General features: G+C 38.4%; 22 protein-coding genes, 2 pseudogenes and 1 other annotated feature. Of the genes and pseudogenes, 6 read left to right on the top strand and 18 right to left on the bottom strand.

Translation table 11 applies throughout. From position 1 onward, the window contains the following. Positions 1-247 precede the first annotated feature (247 nt). Together ABRT01_RS04405 and ABRT01_RS04410 are read right to left on the bottom strand one after the other, a co-directional pair. Positions 248-388, bottom strand: a pseudogene (locus ABRT01_RS04405) (JAB domain-containing protein); the annotation flags it as partial. A gap of 228 nt (positions 389-616) precedes the next feature. Then, a complete protein-coding gene (locus ABRT01_RS04410) occupies positions 617-1,279 on the bottom strand; it encodes a class I SAM-dependent methyltransferase (protein ID WP_001092058.1) in 663 nt (220 codons plus the stop codon). Positions 1,280-1,670: 391 nt separating this feature from the next. Between ABRT01_RS04410 and ABRT01_RS04415 the strand changes: the two genes are divergently transcribed. Beyond that, complete coding sequence (locus tag ABRT01_RS04415; protein ID WP_010959190.1) at positions 1,671-1,730, top strand: erythromycin resistance leader peptide; 60 nt, start codon at positions 1,671-1,673, stop codon at positions 1,728-1,730. 57 nt (positions 1,731-1,787) lie between these two features. Next, the gene (gene erm(A), locus ABRT01_RS04420; protein ID WP_001072201.1) at positions 1,788-2,519 is read left to right on the top strand and encodes a 23S rRNA (adenine(2058)-N(6))-methyltransferase Erm(A); all 732 of its coding nucleotides are present in this window, start codon (positions 1,788-1,790) and stop codon (positions 2,517-2,519) included. Between the two features lie 126 nt (positions 2,520-2,645). Here the strand turns inward: erm(A) and ABRT01_RS04425 are convergent, their stop codons facing one another. From ABRT01_RS04425 to ABRT01_RS04455, 7 genes and pseudogenes are all read right to left on the bottom strand, one after another. Further along, positions 2,646-3,428: an aminoglycoside nucleotidyltransferase ANT(9)-Ia gene (locus ABRT01_RS04425; RefSeq protein ID WP_000067268.1), complete on the bottom strand. Its 783-nt coding sequence runs from the start codon at positions 3,426-3,428 to the stop codon at positions 2,646-2,648. A gap of 153 nt (positions 3,429-3,581) precedes the next feature. Continuing rightward, on the bottom strand, positions 3,582-3,959 hold the full coding sequence (locus tag ABRT01_RS04430) for a DUF6262 family protein (protein WP_000361059.1): 378 nt from the start codon (positions 3,957-3,959) through the stop codon (positions 3,582-3,584). 6 nt (positions 3,960-3,965) lie between these two features. Further along, positions 3,966-5,858: a site-specific integrase gene (locus ABRT01_RS04435; protein ID WP_367746395.1), complete on the bottom strand. Its 1,893-nt coding sequence runs from the start codon at positions 5,856-5,858 to the stop codon at positions 3,966-3,968. Further along, a pseudogene (locus ABRT01_RS04440) lies at positions 5,855-6,939 on the bottom strand (tyrosine-type recombinase/integrase). Before ABRT01_RS04440 ends, ABRT01_RS04435 begins: the two are co-directional and overlap by 4 nt. 40 nt (positions 6,940-6,979) lie before the next feature. After that, positions 6,980-7,555: a RadC family protein gene (radC, locus tag ABRT01_RS04445; RefSeq protein ID WP_483101572.1), complete on the bottom strand. Its 576-nt coding sequence runs from the start codon at positions 7,553-7,555 to the stop codon at positions 6,980-6,982. A 202-nt stretch (positions 7,556-7,757) separates the two neighbouring features. Then, positions 7,758-8,678 (bottom strand): SPOR domain-containing protein, encoded by a 921-nt coding sequence (locus ABRT01_RS04450; protein ID WP_367746397.1) that lies wholly within the window; start codon positions 8,676-8,678, stop codon positions 7,758-7,760. Between the two features lie 166 nt (positions 8,679-8,844). Continuing rightward, positions 8,845-10,125, bottom strand: a complete 1,281-nt coding sequence (locus ABRT01_RS04455; RefSeq protein WP_367746398.1) for a bifunctional folylpolyglutamate synthase/dihydrofolate synthase — start codon at positions 10,123-10,125, stop codon at positions 8,845-8,847. A gap of 100 nt (positions 10,126-10,225) precedes the next feature. Between ABRT01_RS04455 and ABRT01_RS04460 the strand changes: the two genes are divergently transcribed. Both ABRT01_RS04460 and ABRT01_RS04465 read left to right on the top strand, forming a co-directional pair. Further along, positions 10,226-11,116: an ATP-grasp domain-containing protein gene (locus ABRT01_RS04460; RefSeq protein WP_367746399.1), complete on the top strand. Its 891-nt coding sequence runs from the start codon at positions 10,226-10,228 to the stop codon at positions 11,114-11,116. A gap of 18 nt (positions 11,117-11,134) precedes the next feature. Beyond that, entirely contained in the window at positions 11,135-11,968 is an 834-nt protein-coding gene (locus ABRT01_RS04465; protein ID WP_367746400.1) for an ATP-grasp domain-containing protein, read from the top strand. Positions 11,969-12,008: 40 nt separating this feature from the next. On the opposite strand, the gene ABRT01_RS04470 is transcribed toward ABRT01_RS04465, so the two are convergent. Beyond that, complete coding sequence (locus ABRT01_RS04470) at positions 12,009-14,660, bottom strand: valine--tRNA ligase (RefSeq protein ID WP_367746401.1); 2,652 nt, start codon at positions 14,658-14,660, stop codon at positions 12,009-12,011. A gap of 44 nt (positions 14,661-14,704) precedes the next feature. Beyond that, positions 14,705-14,940, bottom strand: a binding site (T-box leader). Between the two features lie 175 nt (positions 14,941-15,115). Here ABRT01_RS04470 and ABRT01_RS04475 point away from each other — a divergent pair. Beyond that, entirely contained in the window at positions 15,116-15,304 is a 189-nt protein-coding gene (locus ABRT01_RS04475) for a hypothetical protein (protein ID WP_269412067.1), read from the top strand. On the opposite strand, the gene ABRT01_RS04480 is transcribed toward ABRT01_RS04475, so the two are convergent. From ABRT01_RS04480 to hemA, 8 genes are all read right to left on the bottom strand, one after another. Next, complete coding sequence (locus tag ABRT01_RS04480; protein ID WP_269412066.1) at positions 15,301-16,305, bottom strand: phosphotransferase; 1,005 nt, start codon at positions 16,303-16,305, stop codon at positions 15,301-15,303. The genes ABRT01_RS04475 and ABRT01_RS04480 overlap by 4 nt on opposite strands. A gap of 86 nt (positions 16,306-16,391) precedes the next feature. Then, the gene (locus ABRT01_RS04485; RefSeq protein WP_269412065.1) at positions 16,392-17,846 is read right to left on the bottom strand and encodes a LysM peptidoglycan-binding domain-containing protein; all 1,455 of its coding nucleotides are present in this window, start codon (positions 17,844-17,846) and stop codon (positions 16,392-16,394) included. A gap of 161 nt (positions 17,847-18,007) precedes the next feature. Next, positions 18,008-19,297 (bottom strand): glutamate-1-semialdehyde 2,1-aminomutase, encoded by a 1,290-nt coding sequence (gene hemL / locus ABRT01_RS04490; RefSeq protein WP_269412064.1) that lies wholly within the window; start codon positions 19,295-19,297, stop codon positions 18,008-18,010. 79 nt (positions 19,298-19,376) lie between these two features. Further along, positions 19,377-20,357 (bottom strand): porphobilinogen synthase, encoded by a 981-nt coding sequence (hemB, locus tag ABRT01_RS04495; protein ID WP_269412063.1) that lies wholly within the window; start codon positions 20,355-20,357, stop codon positions 19,377-19,379. Between the two features lie 206 nt (positions 20,358-20,563). Beyond that, the gene (locus ABRT01_RS04500) at positions 20,564-21,352 is read right to left on the bottom strand and encodes a uroporphyrinogen-III synthase (RefSeq protein WP_269412062.1); all 789 of its coding nucleotides are present in this window, start codon (positions 21,350-21,352) and stop codon (positions 20,564-20,566) included. Continuing rightward, on the bottom strand, positions 21,352-22,281 hold the full coding sequence (gene hemC / locus ABRT01_RS04505) for a hydroxymethylbilane synthase (protein ID WP_269412061.1): 930 nt from the start codon (positions 22,279-22,281) through the stop codon (positions 21,352-21,354). The genes ABRT01_RS04500 and hemC overlap by 1 nt, the downstream gene beginning before the upstream one ends. Before the next feature lie 15 nt (positions 22,282-22,296). Continuing rightward, complete coding sequence (locus ABRT01_RS04510; RefSeq protein ID WP_367746402.1) at positions 22,297-23,118, bottom strand: cytochrome C assembly family protein; 822 nt, start codon at positions 23,116-23,118, stop codon at positions 22,297-22,299. A gap of 18 nt (positions 23,119-23,136) precedes the next feature. Continuing rightward, complete coding sequence (hemA, locus tag ABRT01_RS04515; protein WP_269412059.1) at positions 23,137-24,501, bottom strand: glutamyl-tRNA reductase; 1,365 nt, start codon at positions 24,499-24,501, stop codon at positions 23,137-23,139. A 241-nt stretch (positions 24,502-24,742) separates the two neighbouring features. Here hemA and ABRT01_RS04520 point away from each other — a divergent pair, with 241 nt between their 5' ends. Further along, complete coding sequence (locus ABRT01_RS04520; protein WP_367746403.1) at positions 24,743-25,231, top strand: LiaI-LiaF-like domain-containing protein; 489 nt, start codon at positions 24,743-24,745, stop codon at positions 25,229-25,231. Positions 25,232-25,257: the final 26 nt, after the last annotated feature.

The raw sequence follows: 25,257 nt of genomic DNA on the forward strand, positions 1-25,257 counted from the left end.
GACCGAGAAGTTCTAGGCGGCGTAGCTTTGAGCACCGGAGTGTACATAAAAGGTACATGAGGAGCGGAAAAGCACGCCAACGAGTTCTTCAAATGAAGGCCGACTAAAAACGGGCTTGCGCTCAGGCGTCGGCATACCCCTTTTGCAGGGGCATGTCATTTTTACCGGACTTTTTGAACGTCCTTTTAATATTATACGAAAAAAATATTGAAATAGATAGTATAATGTTGGGAGACAACCAAATTTTTCACAGGTAACCTTTTTCCTTTAATGATGCAAACTTTCGATCCCCGATCACCAGATGATCCAATAGTTCAATCCCGATCATCTTGCCCGACTCAACCAATCTTCTGGTGACATGGATATCTTCCTGTGATGGGGAGGGATCTTATCAAGAGTAAATTACAAAAGAATCATTTAAATCAATACTTTCACTTTGAATACATGTATTTGAAGTGGAAGGTACTTATTTCAAAAATAGTAAAACCTGTATCTTAAATTACTTAATAGTAACATAAGATACAGGCTGATTTTTTATTCATTGTTATTTATACTAAAGCACCCGATAGCTCTGAAAACAATCACAAATTCAACTTTTCAAAGCCACAGCTTTAAGTTATTTTGTCCAGACAACCCCCATTGCCCAACCCATTTTATGGAATTGGCATCCAGGCAACAACTTTTCATATAAATCGTAATAATTTTGTTCAGATAGGTACTTATCTGAAGCTAAATGCTCAAGCCATGATTTAGATGTGTTGTGATTATAAATTCTAATCGCATTTTTTATTCCAAATTTGAAACAATGCGGTAAAAACTCTTGGATTGCCCCTAATTTATAAACATAGGTAGGCGGTGTCTCGACTTCAGATACATTATCAAGAATAACTATTCTTCCTTCCTCATTCAACAGTTCCTTCATTTGCTGTATTACGCTGGCTATATCATCCAAATGATGAAAGGTTGTTCGGCTTACAATAAAATCAAACTTCTCATTAAAATTAAGTTGTTCTGCATTCATATTCAGATAGACCGTATTTGTTAGTTGACGTTTAGATTTGGCAAGATCGAGCATTTGATTAGAAATATCAATCCCTACCACTTCATCATAATAACTTGCTAATTTCTCCACTAACAAACCCGAGCCACATCCGATATCTAATGCTCTGCCTTTCTTTGGAGACATATTAGACACAAAGAATGAATAATCATTCAAAAGCTCATTCACGAAATCGTAATCTTCTGCAACCTTATCAAACTGTGATTCTATTGTATTCAAAAAGATCCCCCATTCCTACTTTATCGACATTCTTTCATTACTTACCACTTTAGATGTTTTTTCGTTGGGGATAAAACTTCCCTTTAGACAATTTTATCCAAAGACAATACAACAGTGCAACTTTATTAAAGTCACTGTCCTTTATCGCAGCCTTTACTTTTTAGTAAAGACAGTGGCTTCTCTTATCAAGTTTCAAAACATATTATTTTGAAGAAAACGTCCATCTGAAGTGTCAAGTGCAAAATTACATATAAAGGTTTATTCTAAAATGAAAAGATGATACAATCATATTCAGTTACATAAGGAGGTTTCAATTATGTGCACCAGTATCGCAGTAGTAGAAATTACTTTATCTGATTCATAATGAAAAAAATGGAAAGGAGATAAAAGTATGGGTACTTTTTCTATATTTGTTATTAATAAAGTTCGTTATCAACCAAATCAAAATTAATTGGTTATAATGAACGCTTAATGTCAGTTCATTATAACCAGTAAGGAGAAGGTTATAATGAACCAGAAAAACCCTAAAGACACGCAAAATTTTATTACTTCTAAAAAGCATGTAAAAGAAATATTGAATCACACGAATATCAGTAAACAAGACAACGTAATAGAAATCGGATCAGGAAAAGGACATTTTACCAAAGAGCTAGTCAAAATGAGTCGATCAGTTACTGCTATAGAAATTGATGGAGGCTTATGTCAAGTGACTAAAGAAGCGGTAAACCCCTCTGAGAATATAAAAGTGATTCAAACGGATATTCTAAAATTTTCCTTCCCAAAACATATAAACTATAAGATATATGGTAATATTCCTTATAACATCAGTACGGATATTGTCAAAAGAATTACCTTTGAAAGTCAGGCTAAATATAGCTATCTTATCGTTGAGAAGGGATTTGCGAAAAGATTGCAAAATCTGCAACGAGCTTTGGGTTTACTATTAATGGTGGAGATGGATATAAAAATGCTCAAAAAAGTACCACCACTATATTTTCATCCTAAGCCAAGTGTAGACTCTGTATTGATTGTTCTTGAACGACATCAACCATTGATTTCAAAGAAGGACTACAAAAAGTATCGATCTTTTGTTTATAAGTGGGTAAACCGTGAATATCGTGTTCTTTTCACTAAAAACCAATTCCGACAGGCTTTGAAGCATGCAAATGTCACTAATATTAATAAACTATCGAAGGAACAATTTCTTTCTATTTTCAATAGTTACAAATTGTTTCACTAAATTAAAGTAATAAAGCGTTCTCTAATTTCACAAGAGGACGCTTTATTCTTCCCAAAAAATTGTTCAATATTTATCAATAAATCAGTAGTTTTAAAAGTAAGCACCTGTTATTGCAATAAAATTAGCCTAATTGAGAGAAGTTTCTATAGAATTTTTCATATACTTAACGAGTGCTTTCACCTTTGAATATAGTCCTTCCCACTTATCATCACACTCTCCCCGATAGCCTTTTCTAGCTATATCCAGTAAAGTTACATGCTCTTTAGGTAAAAGAGGTATAGCCCATTCTGCAGCGACATCTTTCGAGGTAATTTCACCAGTAGTCACTGTTTGCCACATTCGAGCTAGGGTTAAAATTACATTACGCTCATCACCTTTTATCCCCTCAATTAGTTCTGGCAAAGAATCCTTAATTGCTCTTCGAATATCTGTCAAAGGTACGGAGACAAGTATACTTGAAGAATCAGGACCAAATAGAGAAATACTATTCTTTCTTGCTTGTGCTAAAACAATAGCCAAATCAGGATCATAGCTTGGTTCCTGAATTTGTCCATTCTCAAATTCACCCCTGAGCCACTCACCGTATATAAATTCTCTTTTTGGAGGATATTGCCAAGGGACAACTTCACTCCTATTTATAACCGTAACTTCAAGTGGTCTAACAGAATCCGTATTTCCAATCTTTCCTGATATAGTCATTAGTCTTTCTGTTAGTTTTTTTCGAGTTAATTGAGGTAAACTATGATTCACGACGACTAGAACATCTACATCGCTGTTAATGCGTAAACCACCATTTACTGCTGAACCAAATAGATATACTCCAACTATTGAACTTCCAAATAAATCTTTTACGATTTTTAATGTTTGAATCGCTTGATTTGGTATTTTTCCGTTAATCAAATTGCTCATGATTTCACCTCGTAACTGATTATGTTCATATAAAGTTTATATTGATACTCAATTTACTTACCCTAGATTGGACATATACCTAAATGACTGTTCAATAAAGCTGACCGTTAGCGTTTAAGTACATCCTTTCACAATTTGTCTACAGATTAATAATTATTCTTTATTATACAGATCTCCATATAATTTTTGAATTTGGTTCTGTAATTTTTTATTTTCTTTTTCTAATTCCATTACTCTTCTTTTTAAGGTTTTAATAAGGATTTCCTCCGAACGAGAACTTTTCTTGGGTTTTGAGACTACATTTGCTGTTATTTGACGCTCACGAAGGGATTCGATTCTTTGCCTAATATCGTGTTCCTTATAAAGCCATGATTTAGAAACATTAGCTTCCTTTGCTATTGAATTAAAATTAATAACTTTACCTTCAATCGAAAATTTAGAAATCGCTTTGTCTACTTTTTCCCTTGTCTTTTTTGATTTCTGCTTCGCCAAACGTACAATTTCTGTTGTATTTCTAACTTGTTTATCCATTGATAATTACCCCGTCAAACTTCCAATGATTTGTTCTAAACGCTCTTTAACACGGCTATTAGTCTCTACTTGTCTTTGCCATTGTTTATCCTTAGCTATGGCTAATAACTCTTCTGTACGCTCTAACTGTTCTTCGTGCTGTGGTAAGAATTGCTTACTGGTACAGAAGTGAGTGCAATCTAAGCATGCATTCGCATGTGGACAACCACCTGCTACTACTGGCAATCTACAATAACCATTTGGAAGCACTTGTGCATTTATATTTTTCTTGAACCATTGAAGCTCTACATCATCGACTTCATTATCTTCATCTAGATCAAGCACATCTCCATTATTGGTAACCAGTTTTTCCTGAAATTTAGTAAATTCATTTTTTAGAGTTTCATCAAAGATATGAGCGTATCTGCTTGTCATTTCTGGGCTTTCATGCCCCAAAAATTTCTGCACAATATGCTGGGGCATCCCGTTGTTAATCATTCTTGTTCCTACTGTATGGCGAAAGGCATGGGCATGGAATCTATAAATCTCACCTGATTTATCCACTATATTTTGCTCATAAGCTAATTTATTTAACTCACCTCTAAATGTTTCTTGTTTTAATGGCGATCCATCTTTTCTTGGAAAGAGGTATTCACTATCTGGAAATTCCTTTGAAACTTTATCTTCCCGAACTTTAATAAGTAAAGCTACCTCTTTAGATATTGGAACTATATGCTCCTTTTTCATTTTCCATTGATAATACTTTAAAAAGAAATCTCCATCTTTGTCCTCTAATAGACAGCCTTTTTTCAAGGTGCACAATTCACTTATCCTCATTCCACATTCTTGAACAATCATAGTCATCGTAGCTATATATTCGGGTAATTTATCAAGATGACTGTTCAATTGCTCTAGGACGAATTCATCTATAAAGCGTGGTTTTGCTCTTGGTATTTTCGGATAGTCCTCAGAATAAATTAATATTTTGGAAGGAACATCATCCCATTCTAGCCTAAGAAGGGTACTAAATAGTCCTTCCAATATAGAGATCCTCCCAGTTATTGTACTAGGTTTTATTCCCATCATGTTTAGTTCACTTAAATATGCTTCAATTTCCACTCTCGTTAATTGGTGTACTCTCTGAACTTGTTTAAATTTCATGTCCAGAAAATTAAAGAACTCTTTAAGTCTTTGGGCAATATCACTTACATAGGAAAAGCTATCCATGTTCAATCTCAACTTACAATATCTTTTTACAAGTTGTTTAAAATATGTATTCCGAAACCCTTTAAAGTTAATTGTATATTCATATTGTGTTGGGTTAACCTTATCATCTGGCAAAGGTAAGTTACGTCTATCCCAAACGTCTTTATCCCACTCCTCTCCATCAAAATAAAAGTTCTCATAAAACTCCATAAATTGTTTTAGATTAGTAACATAGTAGGAATTAGCTTTTACAGGTGTTTTTTCTTGATTAGCAGTAATCTTATAATTAGTAGTGGTAATTCTAACACCCCGTTTTGTCAAATAAGTTCTATACTCCGTCATTGCTTTTTCAATAGGAACTTCAGTAATTGAAGTAATGCTAGGATACTTTAAATCTAAGAAATCTAACATTTTATTAATTACTGTTCCTTTTCTAATCCAGACAGTTTTTGCATTCCATATTCCATTGTTTAAATGGTAAAAATAAAAATATTTCAATTCTGTTCTTAACCACAGATTTTTAACACGTTCAAAACGAACCCAACGATTCCTTAAAGCAGGATTCTTACTTAATTCTATGGCAGAAGGATGTGGACATTTTCTTATATCCCAACTATTATTAGCCCAAAACCCCTGCATTTCTTTATTCATTACAGCTATTTTTTTGCTAATCTCACTCTGACTAATAATTTTCCTTTTACTAGAAGCATTCATTTCTTATGCTCCTTTCTCTCGAGGTATTTATTAAACTCATTTTTCATATCCTGATCTGAAAGATGAACATAGGTATTTAACGTTGTCTGAACATGTGCGTGACCTAATCTCTTTTGAACGAACGCAACATCCCATCCTTCCCTAATTAGCTGCGTTGCGTGAGTGTGGCGAAGCATATGTGATGTAAATTCTATTCCAGTCCTTTTAACTATTCTTCTAACTAGATCAAGAACACTTTGGTACTTTAGTGGTTTCCCAAAATAGCCTTCTTTTAAGGAAATAAAAACATAATCATGCTCCAATTCCTCACTATACTCATATATCAAGTAATCTGTATAAAGTGACATAAGTTCTTTACTCACATGTATTGTTCTTTCCTTCCTTAATTTAATATAAGCTTCATTAACATTAACATCTCTAGGTGTTAAATGGATTTGATTGTCCCAAGTGACAATATCTTCAAGCCTAAGCGATAACACTTCACCGATTCTTAAACCACCCTCATACATAAGCATTAAAATTAATTTATCTCTTTTCGTATGACAAGCATCAATAATTTGCTTAACTTCCTCTGATCTCAATGTTCTTATCTGTTTCTTTTTAACCCTTAACTTTAAGACATTCTTTTGGTATCTACCCTTATTAACATGATGTAAAAATCCTTTGAAATTTCTTCCCTTTGCTTGTTTAAATACATCAATTGATTTAAATTCTCCTAATCTACTTAAATAATCAAGAAAACTCATAACTACATTTAAAATTGTATTCACTGTCGTTTCTTCTCTTATGGCTTTTTTGACTGAAGATCAATTACATTTGATGCTGAAGGATATCTCAACCAACCTACGAAGTCTGCTAACAACTCAAAGTTAATATCATTAAGAATAACACCTCTCTGTTCCATGAACTCGTACAGCAACTTTAAATGATAGCAGTATGCTTTAATGGTATTAGGAGACTTACCAGTATTATCTAAGTATTTAATAAATTTCATTACTGGTTCTACTAGCTGGTATTCTTTATCTAGTAATAAATACAATGGATACGGCTTATTCTCCACTTCTATCCTTTGAACCTTCACATGTTCCCACCTCTTTAAATACTTTAACTACTATTATTTATTATACTATGGTTAACGGGTCACCGGAGGGATGATTATGGGCACATATAATTGACGCTGCAGAGCGTTTTACGGCCTCGCGAAATATCTCACGGGGATGAACAATGGAAGCATTAAGACTACCAATAAATATGGTTTGCCGGTGGATAATTTGATTCTTTGTATTAAGGAACAATACCACAAAATGTTCCTGATTCAATCCGCGCATTTCTTCCATAATGTAGTCCGCCCCATCCTTTGGCGTCCGAATGACATAACGGTCATTCGGTGTATATTGATTCATCCGTTTTCCCAATTCAAACGCCGCCAGAAGCAGTACTCCTTTAGCGGGGCCGATTCCCTTAATCGTTGTCAACTCCTCAATCGTTGCCTCTTTTAACAAATGCAATCCTTCAAAATGACTGATTAAACGCTGAGCCAATACCATGACTGATTCTTCCCTTGTACCACTCCCGAGTAAAATCGCACATAGTTCTTGATTTGATAATTGTCCTGGCCCAAGTTTCAATAAACGTTCTCGCGGCCGGTCTTCCCTGGGTACATCTTTAATCATGATTGATGTTGATGCCACAAACATCACTCCTTGCAGATTTATATTTTTATCATACCGCTAATCCGACTGTTCCAACAAATTGGTAAAATCCCATTTTGTCGGATATATCAATAGTTAAAACGTCATTTTTGCTTAGACCAAAATTTCAAAATCAAGCCTTACAATACCCCGAAAATACAAAAACAGGTATTTTTTACATACCTGTTTTTGCTTGATTCTTATTAATTTATTTCCCGGATTTTCCGATTTTTTCATATTGCAACCATTGTTCCAACAGAAATTTTTGTCCCGTGGTAGTACTATTCTCATCTGTAACCATTTGAAATGATTCTGTTAGTGGTTGTTTCATCGAGCCAATGACCGGTGCCTGCTTGGGAAAGTCATCAATTAACTTTTTCCATTTATCAGTAGCTAATTCTGTTTGACTGTTTACTGAATCACCCCATAAACTGACAAATGACTCCAACCACTTCTGTTCAGCAGATGTTACATTTATACTGACCTCATCTGTACTCCACTCCTTCACATAAATCGTAGCATTCGAAAAGCTGTCAGCCAGTGTTTTTGCCTCTGTCTCTGAATCTGCAATCCCGGCTAATAACGTAAATTGATCGTCCCGTGGCCATATCATCACCGGATGGTTTGCATCCTCAAACTTTGCGGCCCATTTATTAGCATTTTCTTCACCTGAAAAAACACCTGCCTGTAATACAAATGCATGTAATGGTTCCAAAGAAAAAGAAGAAGTATCACCAGATCCAGCTGCTTCTGAGGAATTTGCATTTCCCGTATTAGCCAAATTATCGTCACCCATTTCACCACTTGCCTGATGACCAATTCCATCAAACATATTTAGCATAATAAAACCGAGACATAATCCGATGACAACAGCTGAAATAATGGCAGTCACAATTGTTTTAAGGTTTATTTTACTTTTCATACCTTTTCCAAATAGCTTGGATGCTCCATGCTTATTTTGAAATGAATGGGGTCGATGTCGATCAAATGCAGAAGCAGAATTACTTTTGGCGTTATCTATTGTAGATGCCTGTTCATCACGGATTGCCGGGTGACGATCTTGCTTTGCTTGTCCCACTTTCGATTGTTTGCGTTTCATCCAAATAATGACTGGTTTTCGTATTTTCACGGTCTCCCCTCACTTTGCTGCGTTCCTCTACTAATTGAGGTTTTACTTTATCTAACTCTAGCACAGCTATATGAAAAAGTAAGGCGAGTTTTGTCAGTCTTGTAAAAAAACGTTCAACATAATTTGTCATCATTCCCAAGAAGATCGTTAAACAAGTCGAATACTGCTATTCCTGTAAAAAGTACTTGCGAACCTCCAAAATAAAATGCAGTGATCCGGTGAAAAAGAAACAAGCATCCGTTTGTTCATTTAATTTTCTTGCAACATCACGCCAGTCTGCATTTACAGCAAATGTCCGGTCATCTGTTAGTTCATATAAAGCAGCTGCCGCAATTGCCCTTGGATGGTCAAAAGATGTTAAGGTGATCGATGCGAAATAAGGCTTTAACCGATATAACATTTTCACTAATTCTTTATCTTTAAAACCAGCGAATATCAAGTGTCGTTCCTGGTCCGGATAGTGTTTTAGCATTGTTTGAATAAACGACGCCGTACCTGCAATATTATGGGCCCCATCGATAATGACAGATGGGTGCTGCCTGACCAATTCAAATCGTCCAGCAACATGGGTATGACCAATTGCATGAATTGCTTTTTTCCAATCGATTTGGTATTGATTGCGCTCTAATAAGGTTAAAGCCATCATAGCAAGTGCTGCATTTTGTTGCTGATGTTGACCCTTCATTGTCAAGGAAACATGCCGATTTACGGTTCCATCTGTCCAAACAAAAGACATAGATGAATGATCTGTCTGTTCGGTTCCAGTTAACCAAAAGTCCTTGGTTAATTGATATATACTGGCATGTTTTCGCTGTGCTTCATGTTTAACTACCGCCAATGCTGCCGGTTCCAGCACACCAACAATTACTGACCTGTTTTGTTTAATAATTCCCGCTTTATGGGCAGCAATTTCTTGTATGGTGTCACCCAGAAAAGCCATGTGATCCCGCGCTACATTTGTTATAATAGATAATATAGGGGTAAAGCAGTTCGTTGTATCTTCCCTGCCTCCCATACCTGTTTCAATGATCGCAATGTCTACCCGATTGACAAAATAAACAAAAGCCAGTGCTGTAATAATTTCAAATTCGGTTGGATGATTATTCTGCTCATCCAGCATTCGAATGGCTGGATACATGTCGTTTAATAATCGAATCAAGGCAGCTTCGGTTATGGAAGAATCGTCAATCCAGATGTAACCTGTTAATCCGCAAAAACTTGGCGAGGTAAACACACCTACACGATAACCGCTAGCCTTTAGTCCATCTTTTAGGAAATGAATGGTGGAACCTTTTCCGTTAGTTCCGGCAACATGAACTGCCCGCAGTTTGTTTTGCGGGTTACCAAGTAATTGTAATAATTGTTGCATGCGATGAAGTCCTGGCTTAATTCCAAATTGCTTTCGCTGTGAAAAAAACTTTGTTACCTGCTCGAAGTTGTCAAACATATGCACACCGCTTTTCCGATCAATACTGTAAAAATAACATACCTATTATAGCAATAATTTAATCTAAAAAATACCAAATAAATCATTAGAAAGGAACATAATGATGCGCTTAACTGGATGGATTATTTATAACGGACATTTAACCGGAAATAAATTCCTTGATTTTGCCCAATGGTTGAAACGTGCAGCCAATAAACAAGGGATTGAAACGTACATTTATCAAAATAATGAGCTGCTTACTTATTTGGGTGGACAACAACAGCGTCTGCTTGGTGAGACAGCATTACCTGATTTCGTTATATTTACAGATAAAGATATCTATTTAGCCAAGCAGCTGGAATTACTGGGTGTCCGTGTCTTTAATCGTGCAAAAGCAATTGAAATAAGTGATGATAAAATCGCTACCTATCAAGTATTGGCACATCAACAACTGCCGATTCCCAAAACAATTGTCGCGCCCAAAATTTTTCCCGGTTCACCAGTAAAACCATTTGAAAACCTGTCAGATATTATTAATCAGTTGGGGTTGCCAATGATTATCAAGGAAGCATATGGATCCTTTGGCGAACAGGTATACCTTGTACATAACGAACAGGAAATACAGAACAAAATAAAGGATATAGCCGGCCGGCCGTTTATTTTTCAAGAATTTATCGCTGCTAGCTGTGGAACCGATATGCGTTTACATGTTGTCGGTGATAAGGTAGTCGCTGCGATGACCCGTCATGCCACTAACGATTTCCGTGCCAATATAACATCAGGTGGTACGATGGAGGCCTATCAGCCAGCCAATCTGGAGAAGAAACTTGCCGTAGCTGCCGCCAAAGCAATCGGTGCAGATTTTGCCGGCGTGGATTTATTATTCGGACCGGATAAGACACCAATTATTTGTGAAATCAACTCAAATGCCCACATTCGCAATATGTACGATTGTACAAACATTAATGTTGCCGATTTTATTATCCAGCACATTCGCGAGCAATTTCGCTAGGTAAGGAGTTTATGCCCCATGAAATTCAATGGATGGCTGTTATATAAAAAAGCTGATGCGATCAAAAATCAAGCATATATTGATTGGTTTATCAAAGAAGCGCAGTTTGCGGACATGTCACTCCAGCTCGTTTATCGGGAAGATTTAACAATTGGTATTATGCAGCAAAAACGTACCATCCTTTTAAAAAATGAACCGGTGCAACTGCCTGACTACGCGGTTAGTCGAACGATTGATTATGTGTTAAGCCGGCAATTGGAATCCCTGGGGGTAACAGTTTTTAATGCATCACAAATTTCAGCCATGTGTAATAATAAAGCACTAACCCATCAATGTCTGAGTATGCTTGGGATTCCCATGGTTGATACAGTTTTTCTCGAACCTCAAAGTATACCCGTTAAACCGCCGATTTCGTTTCCTGTTATCATGAAAGAAGTAGGCGGACGGAGCGGTCAACAAGTCTATTATATCGACAATCAACCGGCATGGGAATACCACAAAGGAACCGTTTCCAGTTCAATTATTATCCAAGCCTGTAATGTTAGGCTTGGCAAGGATATTGTTGGTGCGGTTCTAAGGGAAAGCAACAATGATTTCCGCGCAAATTATAAACTTGGCGGATCAGCGGTCTGGTATTCGCTGAACAAACAGGAATCGGCAATGATTCACCGCATCATTCAACATTTTGACTTTGATATGGTCGGTATTGACTTCCTGCTTAGTAAGGATGGAAATTTATTATTTAACGAAATTGAAGATGTTGTTGGATCGCGAACCCTGAGTGCAGTGAGTGATATTAACATTCTTAACATCTATTGCAACCATATCAAACAGAAGCTTTCTATAAAATAAAGCAGGAATTTCAGCAAATTCCTGCTTTTATTTTACAATTTTATTGTTCTTTTAACTCCAATAACCGTGCTTTTACCTTAGCCTGTTTATCCAAATAATCCTGTTCTTTTTGTTTTTCTTCATCTACAATTTTTTGTGGTGCTTTATTGACAAAGTTTTCGTTGGCTAATTTCTTCTGCACACGTTCGACTTCTTTATTCCATTTTTCAAGTTCATTTTCCAACCGTTTCATTTCCTTATCGAAATCAATTAACCCTTCCAAAGGTAAAAACAACTCCGCACCGGTAACGACAGCAGACATTGCTTTGTCAGGGGCAGCAATCGCAGTAGCAATTTTTAATTCACTTGGATTACAAAAGCGTTCGAGATATTCGCGTTCTTCTTCCAGTTCAGTCTGTACGGACTCATTTTCCGTTTCAATCAGCAGGCGAATTTGCTTGGACATAGGCGTATTTACCTCAGCCCGAATATTCCTTACTGCCTTGATAATTGCCACCAGACGTTTCATCTCGCTGGATGCTTGCTCATCATGTAACTCGGATTTTGCTTCTGGCCATTTAGCTACAGTAATTGAGTCACCTTGGTGTGGTAGTGCTTGCCAAATTTCTTCGGTAATAAACGGCATGTAAGGGTGCAACATCCGCATCGTCTGATCAAGGACATAGGCAAGCACCGATCTTGTCGTTTGTTTTTTAGTCTCATCATCACCATATAACGGTATTTTTGCCATTTCAATATACCAATCACAAAGTTCATCCCAAATAAAATTATACAGATAGCGACCTGCTTCACCAAATTCGTATTTATTTGTATTTTTCGTTACCTGGTCGATCGTTTCATTTAATCTGGTCAAGATCCATTTATCCGCAAGTGACAGTTCACCAGATAAATCAATATCATCATAGGTAAAGTTCTCCATGTTCATTAATGAAAAACGCGATGCATTCCACACTTTATTTGCGAAATTCCATGTCGATTCAACCTTACTCCAATAAAAGCGTAAATCCTGTCCTGGGGATGAACCCGTAAGCAGAAAATAGCGTAAGGAGTCTGCACCATACTTATCGATTACATCCATTGGATCGACACCATTACCAAGGGATTTACTCATTTTGCGACCTTCCGCGTCACGAATCAGTCCGTGAATTAATACATCTTTAAACGGACGTTTCCCGGTGAACTGTTTTGCCTGAAAAATCATTCGGGCTACCCAGAAAAAGATAATATCATACCCGGTAACAAGTACATCGGTTGGGAAATACCGCTTAAAGTCGGGCGCATCTTCATCGGGCCAGCCCATTGTCGAAAACGGCCATAACGCAGATGAAAACCAGGTATCCAATACATCTTCATCCTGCTCCCAATTTTCTTCATCTTCGGGTGCTTCTTTGCCAACATAGATTTCACCGGTTTCTTTATGATACCATGCCGGAATTCGATGCCCCCACCATAACTGACGGGAAATACACCAATCACGAATATTCTCCATCCAATGCAAATAGGTCCGTTCAAAACGTTCCGGAACAAAATGAACTTTCGTATCCTCGCTTTGCTGTAAGGAAACTGCAGCATCTGCCAATGGCTGCATGTTAACAAACCATTGCGTTGATAAGTATGGTTCAACAACTGCACCACTGCGCTCGGAATGACCAACTTGATGGGTATGGTCTTCTAATTTAAATAAAACACCCGACTCCTGTAGATCCTTGACAATTTGTTTTCGACAGTCAAATCGATCCAGACCCACATATTTTCCAGCATTTTCGTTCATTGTTCCATCTTCATTCATCACTAGGATACGTTTTAGATGGTGACGATTCCCGACCTCAAAGTCATTTGGGTCGTGTGCAGGTGTGATCTTCACCGCACCTGAACCGAAATCCATATCTACATAATCATCGGCAACGATTTCGATTTCCCGGCCAACAATCGGTAAAATGGCCTTTCTTCCAACTAAATGTTTGTAACGGTCGTCATCCGGATGAACGGCAATAGCGGTATCACCCAGCATCGTTTCCGGCCTTGTCGTGGCAATCTCAATATATTCATCACTATCTTTTAGTGGATAGCGCATATGGTAGAAATGCCCTTGTACTTCTTGATAGACCACTTCAATATCGGATAGCGCAGTTTTGGTTTGCGGATCCCAGTTAATAATATATTCCCCGCGGTAGATTAACCCTTTTTCGTAAAGGGTAACGAATACCTCACGAACGGCATCAGACAAGCCGTCATCCATTGTAAATCGTTCACGGGAATAATCCAGTCCAAGACCAAGCTTTTCCCATTGTTGGCGAATAAAGTCTGCGTACTCTTCTTTCCATTCCCATACCGTTTCCAGGAATTTTTCTCTTCCCAGGTCATATCGATTCTTTCCTTGTGCGCGGAGCTTGGCCTCCACTTTTGCCTGTGTAGCAATTCCGGCATGGTCCATACCTGGTAACCACAACACGTCATATCCCTGCATTCGTTTCATCCGGGCGATTGTATCCTGCATAGTTGTATCCCAGGCGTGACCCAAATGCAATTTCCCGGTTACGTTCGGTGGCGGAATGACAATTGTAAATGGCTCCTTGGTTTCATCTTCAGTTGCTTCAAAAAATTTACCGTTCAGCCAAAACTGATAACGGCCTTTTTCGCTTTCTTGCGGGTTGTATTTTGATGGTAATGATTTCCTCTTTTTTTCACTCACAAGCCCACTCCTCCTTTAAAAAAATAAAAAAAACCCTTTCTCCCATAAAGGACGAAAAGGATTTACCTCCGTGGTACCACCTTTGTTCACAAGTAAATAAACTTGCACACTCAAGCTTGTTAACGGTCAGCAACCGACTTTCTTACTAAGCGAAATCACTTTTGTTCAAAAAGTTGCATCAAGGGCGACCTTCCAGATAATCGTTCCTGGGAAATTCTCAGCAGTTCATTTCCCTCTCTTGAGGTGATTAACCTGTACTCCTCCCTGTCATCGCATTTTGATATTAGGATACACAGTATGAATACCATAATTTTAACGATAAAAAGCCAAAAAAGCAATATTAATATACTTATTGCACGATTTAACCTGTATTATACATATATTATATCAGAATATATTCAAAAAGTGCTTTTTGGTCACAGATTGATTTGAAACTGTAAAAGAGGTGAATGTTTATGGGTCGATACTACCGTTACCGGCTGCCACCATGGGCAAGGAGATGTTTGGTCGTCTGCGAAAGGTGTACCCTCCCCCTTCTGATATTCCAATTAATACGTACCTTATTTTTTCCAACTACATTTGACGTTTTATTATTGGGTGCACTTATCGGGATATTTATTGCGTTTTATTTAGAATGGTTTTAGTCATCAGTTTCATCAGTTGATTTTGCCAATGAATCCGTGAATTCCATCCATTGCACAGCGAAAGATAACTTACGATAATTTCTTTGCAACCGTTGTATCATATCAACCTGAGAAACTTCTGAAGGATTCTTTCGGTGTTGCGTCAACAGGTTTATGTACTGAGAAGGGTCCAATAAATAAATCGAAAGCAAATACAATTCAGCCTTAGACAAACTATTTTTCTTCATGTAGGCGGTAAAAAAATCGATGTAATCATCTGTCGGGTCATCATAATCGTTAACAATATTATGATACAAGGTAGCCAGATCACGGGTAGCATTATCATAGTTTGCATGTTCCCAATTTATTAAATATGTTCGATCTGCAAAAAGATAATGCGTAAAATCGAGTTTTCCATGACACAAGCAATAGTACCACTCCGATTGATTGCTTAATTCATCAATAAAAAGCTCAACCCGTTCCTCCAATTCACGTAAAATGAAATCCAGATCACGATACTGGCTGCAGACCAATAATTCAACAGGTGACATATAATGGTTTTTCTCGAAAACTTCCACACATTCTAATAAAAACGATCTATTTGTAACAAGCGTTTTTTTATAGTTCCGAAAACTATCAGTGATTTGTTTGACATCCAATGACATTGACTGGTTTGTCTTGGCATGAATTACACCAATTGTCTGATACATCCGCTCGATTTGCTGTTTTTTTTCAAGTTCTCTAGTTTCTATCCATGGGGTCAGATAATAAAAATGCCCATCGACCTGACACAATAAATCTCTTTGTTTTGTCATATATACTGGCAGGATGGCTGCAAGATTATGCTGTTGTGCAAGATGAAATACATTTTGCCAACTCGTTATAGTTTTACGATTCAACCTGCTTTTTTTTAAAGCATACACCTGCTTGCCATCGGTAATACGCATGACATGATCAGTAATTTGTTCTGTTGAAATGGAATGAACAGGATACGAATCCAATACCCTCAGGAAATTCTCCATATGATCGCCCCACCTTTAAAAATCAGTACCCCTTGGCAATGAAAGAATTTGCAAGGGGTAATTAAGTTACAAATGACTGTAACATTCTACTGTTTTTTGATCGGAATATACAGAAGCTGGCCTTGAGTAAGCGTATCATCCTCCAGATTATTCTTTTTCATTAATTGCAATGTGGAAATTTTGTAACGGTCTGCGATTGTTTCCAACGTGTCCTTCTCCTGAACAATACAAACACGCATCTTGGAGAAACGTTCTTCTTCATCACGAAACATGTCAGATAAGTATTTGAGGTCTGCTGTTTGGTCTTCTTTCTCCTCTGCGTTTTCGTTAATCTGCGGTCGCTCGGAATGTTGCTTATCAATGACATTTTCTTCTCTCACATTTGGGCCGGTACCACTCGTTAAATCAGATTGGCTTTCCCGACTGCTTTCACCGGCTTTAATGGATGATTCCAATGAACCGACAATATTTTCATCAGTTTCAGTCACCGCATTAGAACTATCAATTTTTTTGGAGTTTGGCCGGGTTTCCCGATCACTTTCGTCAACACTTGCAAAGCTCGATGAACTCTCAACAAATTCGAAAGTATCTGCCTCCCATGTTTGATCAACAACATTCGGAGCGCCAGATGGACTTTCCCGACTACTTTCACTGCTATTAGAAGAAGCAGAAGAAAAAGATGATTCCACTGAATAAGGTGACTCTGATACATACAGTGACTCAGAAGCATACGGCGATTCGGCCATAGCATCATTACCCGATTCCTGACTAAAACTGCTAGCTGATGCCGATGGAGAAGGGTCAGGGTCAGGATCCGGTTCTGGTTCAGGCTCCTGCTTGAAAAACTCTGCAAAGCTTTGTGATTTTTTATGTTTCCAACGGTCTGGTGAACTCACTTCATCGGAGGAACCTGATTCCCCGTTATCTGCCGGCCTTGTAGTATCAGATATACCTGTATCACTGGAAGCTGGCGTATCTTGGGATGCAAAAGATTCCGGTTTAGCGGGCATGTCGAATTCCTGGGGATCATTCATTTCAAAGTTGAATGTATGACCATCGGCAAATGGATATTCATCTGCCGCATTATTCCTTGGACTATCGACTTGCTCACTAATACCATGAATTGCAATGGTTGATGTAAATGAAATCTGATTCTTATTAGGCAGTTCGTAGTCAAACGAGTCAATACTTACCATAACATCTTCCAAATCCCCAACACGATACGTTGGTACAGAAATCTCTACAGGAAATCGATGAGAAAATTCAGTACCGCCCTCTTCCGTATCCACTACCTGCTCCACATACCGCCTTGCGTGATAATCATCAGCAAATTGGACTGTATCATCCTGCTCATCTTCATCTGCCCTTACATATTCACCGCGAAGCTCAATAACGCCTCTAATGGATATATACTCATTAAAGGGTTGAATCGAAATTTCCGGATCCAACGCTATGCCCCGTATTTCCCCAACTTCCTGTCCCTTTTCAAAATATAGCGACTCATTCAGTTCAAAATTAAAAACAGGTTGATCATTAGACAAACCACTTCCTCCCTTCAAGCAAATACATCCTACTCTCAGCCCTGCCTTACTTCACTATATGAAAATAGAAATAGGGATATGCCAAAACAGACATAGAAAAAGACGAAAGCATTTTTATAGTCAATAAAATAGAGCTACCCGTTAACGAGTAGCTCTGTTTGTTATTTATTAATTTTTGAAAAAGACGCCCGTACTGCTTGAATAGTTTTTTCAATATCTTCATCGGTATGGGCTGTTGACAGAAATACACCTTCAAATTGGGATGGTGGCAGGAAGACTCCCTCTTCAATCATGTTCCGATAGTATTGCGCAAAGTAATCCAAATTGGATAGTTTAGCAGTATCAAAATTGATAACTGGCTCATTCGTGAAGAAGAAACCAACCATGGATCCTGCCCGGTTAATATGCAATGGAATAGAAAAATCGATTGCTGCCTGTTGATAGCCTTCAACTAAACGATCAATTTTTTGATTAAGTTGTTCATATGCATCTTCATTCATGGCCCTTAATGTTTCATAGCCAGCGGTCATAGCCAATGGATTTCCAGACAATGTACCAGCATGATAGATAGAACCAGTCGGTGCAATCTTTTCCATAATTTCCTTTCTCCCGCCGAATGCCCCTACAGGCAGGCCGCCACCAATTACTTTGCCTAAACAGGTTAAATCCGGTGTAACACCGAAATAGCCTTGCGCACAATGATAGCCTACCCTAAATCCTGTCATCACTTCGTCAAAGATGAGCAGGGTTCCATTATCTTCAGTTATCTTGCGCAGTTCCTGTAAAAAGTTTTCTTGTGGTGGGACAACCCCCATATTTCCGGCAACAGGTTCCACAATGACAGCAGCTAGTTCATCACCATAGTTGGAAAAAGCCAGCCGGACACTTTCCATATCATTATATGGGACGGTAATGGTGTTTTTTGCAATTGATTCAGGTACCCCGGGGGAATCAGGCAAACCCAATGTCGCAACACCGGAACCGGCCTTGATTAACAACGAATCACTATGGCCATGATAACACCCTTCAAACTTTAGGATTTTATTCCTGCCAGTATAACCCCTGGCAAGTCTTAAGGCGCTCATGGTCGCTTCTGTACCGGAATTCACCATTCTTACTGTTTCGATAGAAGGAACGCGTTCTTTCACCAGCTGGGCCAGTTTGTTTTCTATCAACGTATTTGTCCCGAAGCTGGTTCCTTTTGCGGTCACTTCCTGTAATTTTCTCACAACCCGGTCATCAGCATGGCCCAAAATGAGTGGTCCCCAGCTTAAAACATAATCAATATATTCATTGCCATCGATATCGGTCATTTTTGAACCTTTTCCATGATCCATAAAAATAGGCGACATTTCGACTGATTTAAAAGCACGAACTGGCGAATTAACCCCGCCCGGCATCAAATCAACTGCATCTTTGTATGCATCTATGGATTTTTCAAAGCTTTTCATGTCCATCACCCCGTTTAATAATTATCTTATTTTTAACTAAAGCGTACAGAAAACCCGCTGGTGCCTGTAGCCTTTCGTTTTATTCGTTTAGCCACTTTGCTACATCCTTAGAAAAATACGTAATGATTAATTCGGCACCTGCACGCTTCATGGACGTCAATATTTCCATGACCAATTCCCGTTCGTTAATCCAGCCATTTTGTGCTGCGGCTTTGACCATAGCATATTCTCCACTGACATTATACCCTACTATCGGTGCATTATATTTGTTTTTAACATCACGAACAATATCAAGGTAGGACATGGTTGGTTTTACAATCAGAAAATCCGCACCCTCTTCCATATCAGATTCTGCTTCCCGTAATGCTTCCAAGCGGTTTGCTGGATCCATTTGATATGTTTTTCGATCCCCAAATTGCGGAGTACTGTCTGCTGCATCACGAAATGGGCCATAAAACGCTGAAGCATATTTAACGGCATATGACATAATTGGTATATTTTCAAAACCTTCCCCATCCAGTGCTTTTCGGATTGCTGCCACAAAACCATCCATCATATTGGACGGGGCGATAATATCGGCACCAGCTTTTGCCTGAGATACAGCTGTTTTCGCCAGCAGCTCCAGTGATTCATCATTGGCAACATCTCCCCCATGGACAACTCCGCAATGACCATGTGAAGTGAATTCACATAAACAGGTGTCGGCAATAACCAGTATGTCCGAGGTATTGTGCTTGATCTGACGTATTGCCTGTTGAACGATACCATGATCAACAAATGCCCCTGTCCCCTGCTCGTCTTTCTCGTCCGGGACACCAAAAAGGATGACAGCTTTAATACCTAATGATTGCAATTCCTGTATTTCCTCATCCAAATAATCCAGTGAAATTTGAAAAACGCCAGGCATGGAGGGTACTTCATTTTTTACTTGTTTCCCTTCAACAACGAATAACGGATAAATTAAATCGTTTGTTGTTACTTGATTTTCTCTTACCAGGTCACGCATCACTTGCGATGAACGTAAGCGGCGATGGCGTTTAAAGTTTAATGTTTCTGCCACAGTGCATTATCCTTTCTCAAAGAGGGTGTTCAAAAAGTCCGGTAAAAATACCTGCGAATTTCTTCGTTGGCTTGTTTCTCCGCTGCTCATGTATCTAACTGCTCAGGGGATCTTCTGCTAAAACCGCCCATTCGGGCAACGCAGAAGTCAGCACATTCGTGCAAGCCCGTGCTCGAAACTACGCCGCCTTAAACTTCTCGGTTCTTTTATCCTCCTTTTGAACACTCATTTAAAATATAATCGCTTATTTTTTCGATCATACGGTCAATTGTAAAAACATCTGGTATGATCGTATTGGTAAAGCCAGCCTCCTTGGCTTTCTTTTCGGTGGTTGTTCCAATGCAGGCAACCGGGATATGGTTCAATAACTCTTCCGTGTCCTTTGTCATTTCTATAAATGCCTGCACAGTTGAGGGACTGGTAAAAGTTATAACATCAAAACCTCGTTCGCGAATGAGCTGATTTAACCAATCCCCGATACTATAGTTAATTAATGTTTCATAAACTTCAATCGTATCATACGGTACGTGATGTTTAGTCAATTGCTCAGGCAGTGTTGGACGTGAACGATTTCCTCTTACTAGTAATATTCGTGCAACGGAATTATACCCCGCCAAAAACTCTTCCGCCATCACCTCGGCATTGTAGGTAGTGGGAATGAAATCAGCAATATAGCCATATTCCTTCAATACAGCCGCGGTTTTATGCCCAACAACAGCCAACTTATTCGCAAATAGAGCCTTTTTTTGCATATTATTTTCTTGTAAAATTTGAAAGAAAGCGTGAACACCATTTGCGCTCGTAAATAAAATCCATTGATACTTATTTAACTGCTGTAAAATTGCTCTGTGTCCCGCCTCATGTTTACAAGAAATGGATAAAAGTGGTGCCACAACAGGTTCTCCATTATGTTGATTAACAATATCGACCAATTTCTGTGCCTGCTTCTTTTCCCTGGTTATCAGGATTCGGGTTCCATTTAATGAAAACCCCATTAGTTGTCGAGCTCCTCTTTCACATCGTCGACAATTTCCTTGGCACCACGCTGGATTAAGTTATCTGCCGCTTGCTTTCCTACTGCAACAGGATCAGTACCACGAATTACTTCTTTTAAAACCGTTTTACCATCAGATGTAGCTACCAATGCTGTTAAGACAATTTCCGATCCTTGCAAATAGGCATAACCCGCAATCGGAATTTGACAGCCACCTTCGAGCAGATGTAAAAAAGTTCGTTCTGCTGTAACTGTTTTGCATGTGTATGCATCATTTAATTGTTCCAAAATTTCCCTAACCTCTTGATCATCTTCCCGGCACTCAATAGCAAGTGCACCCTGTCCTACAGCTGGTACACACATATCCGGCTCCAAATATTCAGTGATCAGGTCTTCGCTCCAGCCCATCCGCTTCATTCCCGCCGTAGCCAATATAATAGCATCATAGTCTTCTTCTTCCAGCTTACGGAGCCGTGTTTCAACATTTCCCCGGATCGATTTAATAGTAATGTCCGGTCGATTGGCCAACACTTGTGCAGCTCGACGCAAACTGCTTGTTCCGACAATTGCCCCGGTTGGTAAATCAGCCAGCGCCAAATGATTCTTGGCAATATATGCATCACGATGGTCTTCACGGACAGGTATCGAGCCGATCATCAATTTTTCTGGCAGTTTCGCTGGCATATCCTTCATGCTGTGAACCGCGAAGTCAATTTCCTTATCATACATGGCTTGTTCGATTTCTTTGACAAACAGGCCTTTTCCACCTACTTTGGACAACGTAACATCAAGAATACGATCGCCCTTGGTGACAATTTTTTTAATTTCAAATTCGTTTTGCACACCCAACTGTTTTAATTGGTTGATTACCCATTCAGTTTGGGTCAATGCCAAATTACTCCTTCTAGTTCCCACTACAATTTTACGCAATATGGTTCCCTCCAGCTATCCAAAATGAAAATTTGATAATACGCTTGATAGAAAGAAATTAATCAATAGGATTAAAAAAGCCGCAGCATTATAAATGGAGATGACTTTTCCCTGATAGCCTTTAATCAATCGCAAAAACAATGAAAGAATATATGCTGTCAGAACAAGCAATGAACCAATGGTTTTTAAGTCAAACCAATAAAATTCTGCATTGGCAACCTTCGCCCATACCAATCCCAAAATAATGGCTATGACCAATAATGGCACACCGATCGTAATCGCCATAAAGGAATAAAAATCCAGTAGTTTGAGATCGCCAAAGCGCCACATCCATTTAATGCCTTTCTTCCGCTTTAACAACTGATATTGTATAAGATACATCATCGATAATAAAAAGGAAATTGTAAAAAAACCGTATGAGATAATTGCCAATGCAATATGTGTAACCAATAGTTCATTCACCAATTCAACCCCACGCTGCGGCATGGCTACCTGGGCTTTCGTTGATATATACAATAAGAGAATAAAAAAGCCGAATACATTGGTAAAAAATACGATAAAATGTATGGGAAAAAACCGGTCAATCACCAATGAAAAAGTAATCAGCACCCAAGAATAAAAGAAAAGACTGTCCTGGATCGTGAACACCGGAAATGTAGCCTTAAATAAAACTTCAATTAGCAAAAAGACGGTTTGTGTAACCCAAACCATACTAAGTAACCAGAAGGCAATCTTATTTACCCTCCGGTTATGTTGGATAAAATCAATAAAATACCCAAATAAACTAAGACCGTAAATGAGAAGAATGATTTCGTAAAGCCATTTTGATTCTGTCATGCAAAAGGTCCTTTCACTCTAGCGAATATTTACATTTGTTAGTTTTGGAAAGGATACATGATTTATTTGGTTGGTTTGTTTATTCTCTCTTGCCTGCTGCTCAAGTTCAGCTTGCACTTCACCTTCAATACCAAAGATATTCATAAACAATGCTAATGAATCAGCCGCATCGTCACTAGCTGCCAATTCTTTTGCCTGCGTCACAGGTTCTTTCAATAATTGATTGATAATGCTTTTTGTATGTTTATTTAATACCTTTTTCTCTCGGGCAGTTAAATCAGGCATCTTGCGTTCAATACTTTTCATTGTTTCCGCCTGAATGGATAATGCCTTCTTCCTTAATGCTGTGATAACCGGGACAACCCCCAATGTTTGCAGCCATTCATTAAACGAAACAATTTCACTTTCCAATGACATTTCAATTGCTTGAGCAGCCTGTTTACGTGATGCCAAATTTTCATCCACAATATGCTGCAAATCGTCAATATCATATAAAAACACGCTATCCAATTCACTAATTGCCGGGTCCATATCCCTTGGAACTGCAATATCGACCAAAAAGAGCGGACTACCTTTTCGTTTCTTTTGAATCGGCTCCAGATCTTCCTTTGTCAGCACAAAAGAATCAGAGCCGGTTGAACTGATTAAAATATCAGCATGTTGCATCACGTCAAGTAAATTGGCGGATTGTTCCGCTTCAGCCTGAAATTGCTTTGCCAATTGCTCCGCCTTTTCAAGGGTCCGGTTAACAACGGTTATTTGCGTTGCACCTGAACCATGAAGGTTTTTGGCTGTTAACTCGCCCATTTTACCTGCGCCTAAGATAACAACATGTTTATGCTGCAAATCACCAAAGATTTTTTTTGCCAATTCGACTGCAGTATAGCTGACCGAAACAGCTTGTTCGCCAATAGCAGTTTCTTTATGTGAACGTTTGGCAAAGGTGATCGCCTGTTTAAATAATTCGTTAAAAATGGTTCCGGTTGTTTTTACTTCTTGAGCAGTTTGAAACGCCTGTTTCACTTGTCCGAGGATTTGTGTTTCTCCCAGAATCATCGAATCAAGACCAGATGCTACCTTAAAAAGGTGTTCAATTGCGTCGTCTCCTTCTGCAATCCGTAAATATGTGGCAAATTCCTCCTTATCAACCTGAAACCAATCAGCCATAAACTGTTTGATATAATATCGTCCGGTGTGCACCTGATCTACCACTGCATAAATCTCCGTACGATTACATGTGGAGACAATTACATTCTCAAGAATACTTTTTTGTTCCTTGAGCGTTTGCATTGCCTGGGCTATATTTTGCTCCTGAAATGTTAGTTTTTCCCTAATTTCAACTGGGGCTGATTTATAATGTAAGCCAACTTTTAAAATATGCACGTCATTCTACCCCCATAAAGCTGTAAACACATAATTTTTAACCTAACCTTTATTATAACACAAAAAACATCCCTTATTTTCTTAAAATGTGAACAGGAAATGAAACAATATGTTAGGATGAAACGTATAAGTGATGTTCAAACCGAATTTTTAACATCCTCTATAGGAATTCAATTCGTTTGTAATTTATCATAATGATACACGAGAAGCAAGAAATCAATCTATCAAGGAAGTGAAAAGCATGAGCAAAACCAAACAAAAGTCCTTTGCCGGTTATTTGTTAATCGGGATTGGCGCATACTTCCTCCTGCGTGAACTACAGGTGCCGATTATTACCAACTTTTATTCATGGACAACACTCATCATTATTATCGGGCTTGCACTACTTATTTACAGCTATAGCGCCAAAGAATATCAGCATTTATTCACAGGAACTTTACTTTTGGGATTAGGAATCCATTGGCACGGACTGAATCATTATGATTTTTGGATTGATCATTGGGCTGTTTATCCACTTATCATCGGTATTGCATTTATTGTCCGTTCACTGCGGACGAAAAAAGGATTTTGGCTTGGCATATTATTTGTCGGCATTTCGATTATATTCATCTTTTCCATACAGCTGCCAATTTGGTTTGACTGGGTTTACACTGTCATGGATTACCTGGAACGATTTTGGCCTATTGTTATCATTATTATCGGTATCTATCTACTGATGCGAAAAAAATAACCTGCTATTTTAGCAGGTTTTCAATA

Origin of the sequence: Lentibacillus sp. L22, from assembly GCF_040812445.1 — a bacterium.
GTDB classification, from domain to species: domain Bacteria; phylum Bacillota; class Bacilli; order Bacillales; family Amphibacillaceae; genus Lentibacillus_C; species Lentibacillus_C daqui.

What these genes read in the sequence shown, in the direction of transcription:
- ABRT01_RS04425 (WP_000067268.1), bottom strand. Translation starts at nt 3,428, where the DNA reads ATGAGCAATTTGATTAACGGAAAAATACCAAATCAAGCGATTCAAACA.
- ABRT01_RS04430 (WP_000361059.1), bottom strand. Translation starts at nt 3,959, where the DNA reads ATGGATAAACAAGTTAGAAATACAACAGAAATTGTACGTTTGGCGAAG.
- ABRT01_RS04435 (WP_367746395.1), bottom strand. Translation starts at nt 5,858, where the DNA reads ATGAATGCTTCTAGTAAAAGGAAAATTATTAGTCAGAGTGAGATTAGC.
- radC (WP_483101572.1), bottom strand. Translation starts at nt 7,555, where the DNA reads ATGTTTGTGGCATCAACATCAATCATGATTAAAGATGTACCCAGGGAA.
- ABRT01_RS04455 (WP_367746398.1), bottom strand. Translation starts at nt 10,125, where the DNA reads ATGTTTGACAACTTCGAGCAGGTAACAAAGTTTTTTTCACAGCGAAAG.
- ABRT01_RS04460 (WP_367746399.1), top strand. Translation starts at nt 10,226, where the DNA reads ATGATGCGCTTAACTGGATGGATTATTTATAACGGACATTTAACCGGA.
- ABRT01_RS04465 (WP_367746400.1), top strand. Translation starts at nt 11,135, where the DNA reads ATGAAATTCAATGGATGGCTGTTATATAAAAAAGCTGATGCGATCAAA.
- ABRT01_RS04475 (WP_269412067.1), top strand. Translation starts at nt 15,116, where the DNA reads ATGGGTCGATACTACCGTTACCGGCTGCCACCATGGGCAAGGAGATGT.
- ABRT01_RS04480 (WP_269412066.1), bottom strand. Translation starts at nt 16,305, where the DNA reads ATGGAGAATTTCCTGAGGGTATTGGATTCGTATCCTGTTCATTCCATT.
- hemL (WP_269412064.1), bottom strand. Translation starts at nt 19,297, where the DNA reads ATGAAAAGCTTTGAAAAATCCATAGATGCATACAAAGATGCAGTTGAT.
- ABRT01_RS04500 (WP_269412062.1), bottom strand. Translation starts at nt 21,352, where the DNA reads ATGGGGTTTTCATTAAATGGAACCCGAATCCTGATAACCAGGGAAAAG.
- ABRT01_RS04510 (WP_367746402.1), bottom strand. Translation starts at nt 23,118, where the DNA reads ATGACAGAATCAAAATGGCTTTACGAAATCATTCTTCTCATTTACGGT.
- ABRT01_RS04520 (WP_367746403.1), top strand. Translation starts at nt 24,743, where the DNA reads ATGAGCAAAACCAAACAAAAGTCCTTTGCCGGTTATTTGTTAATCGGG.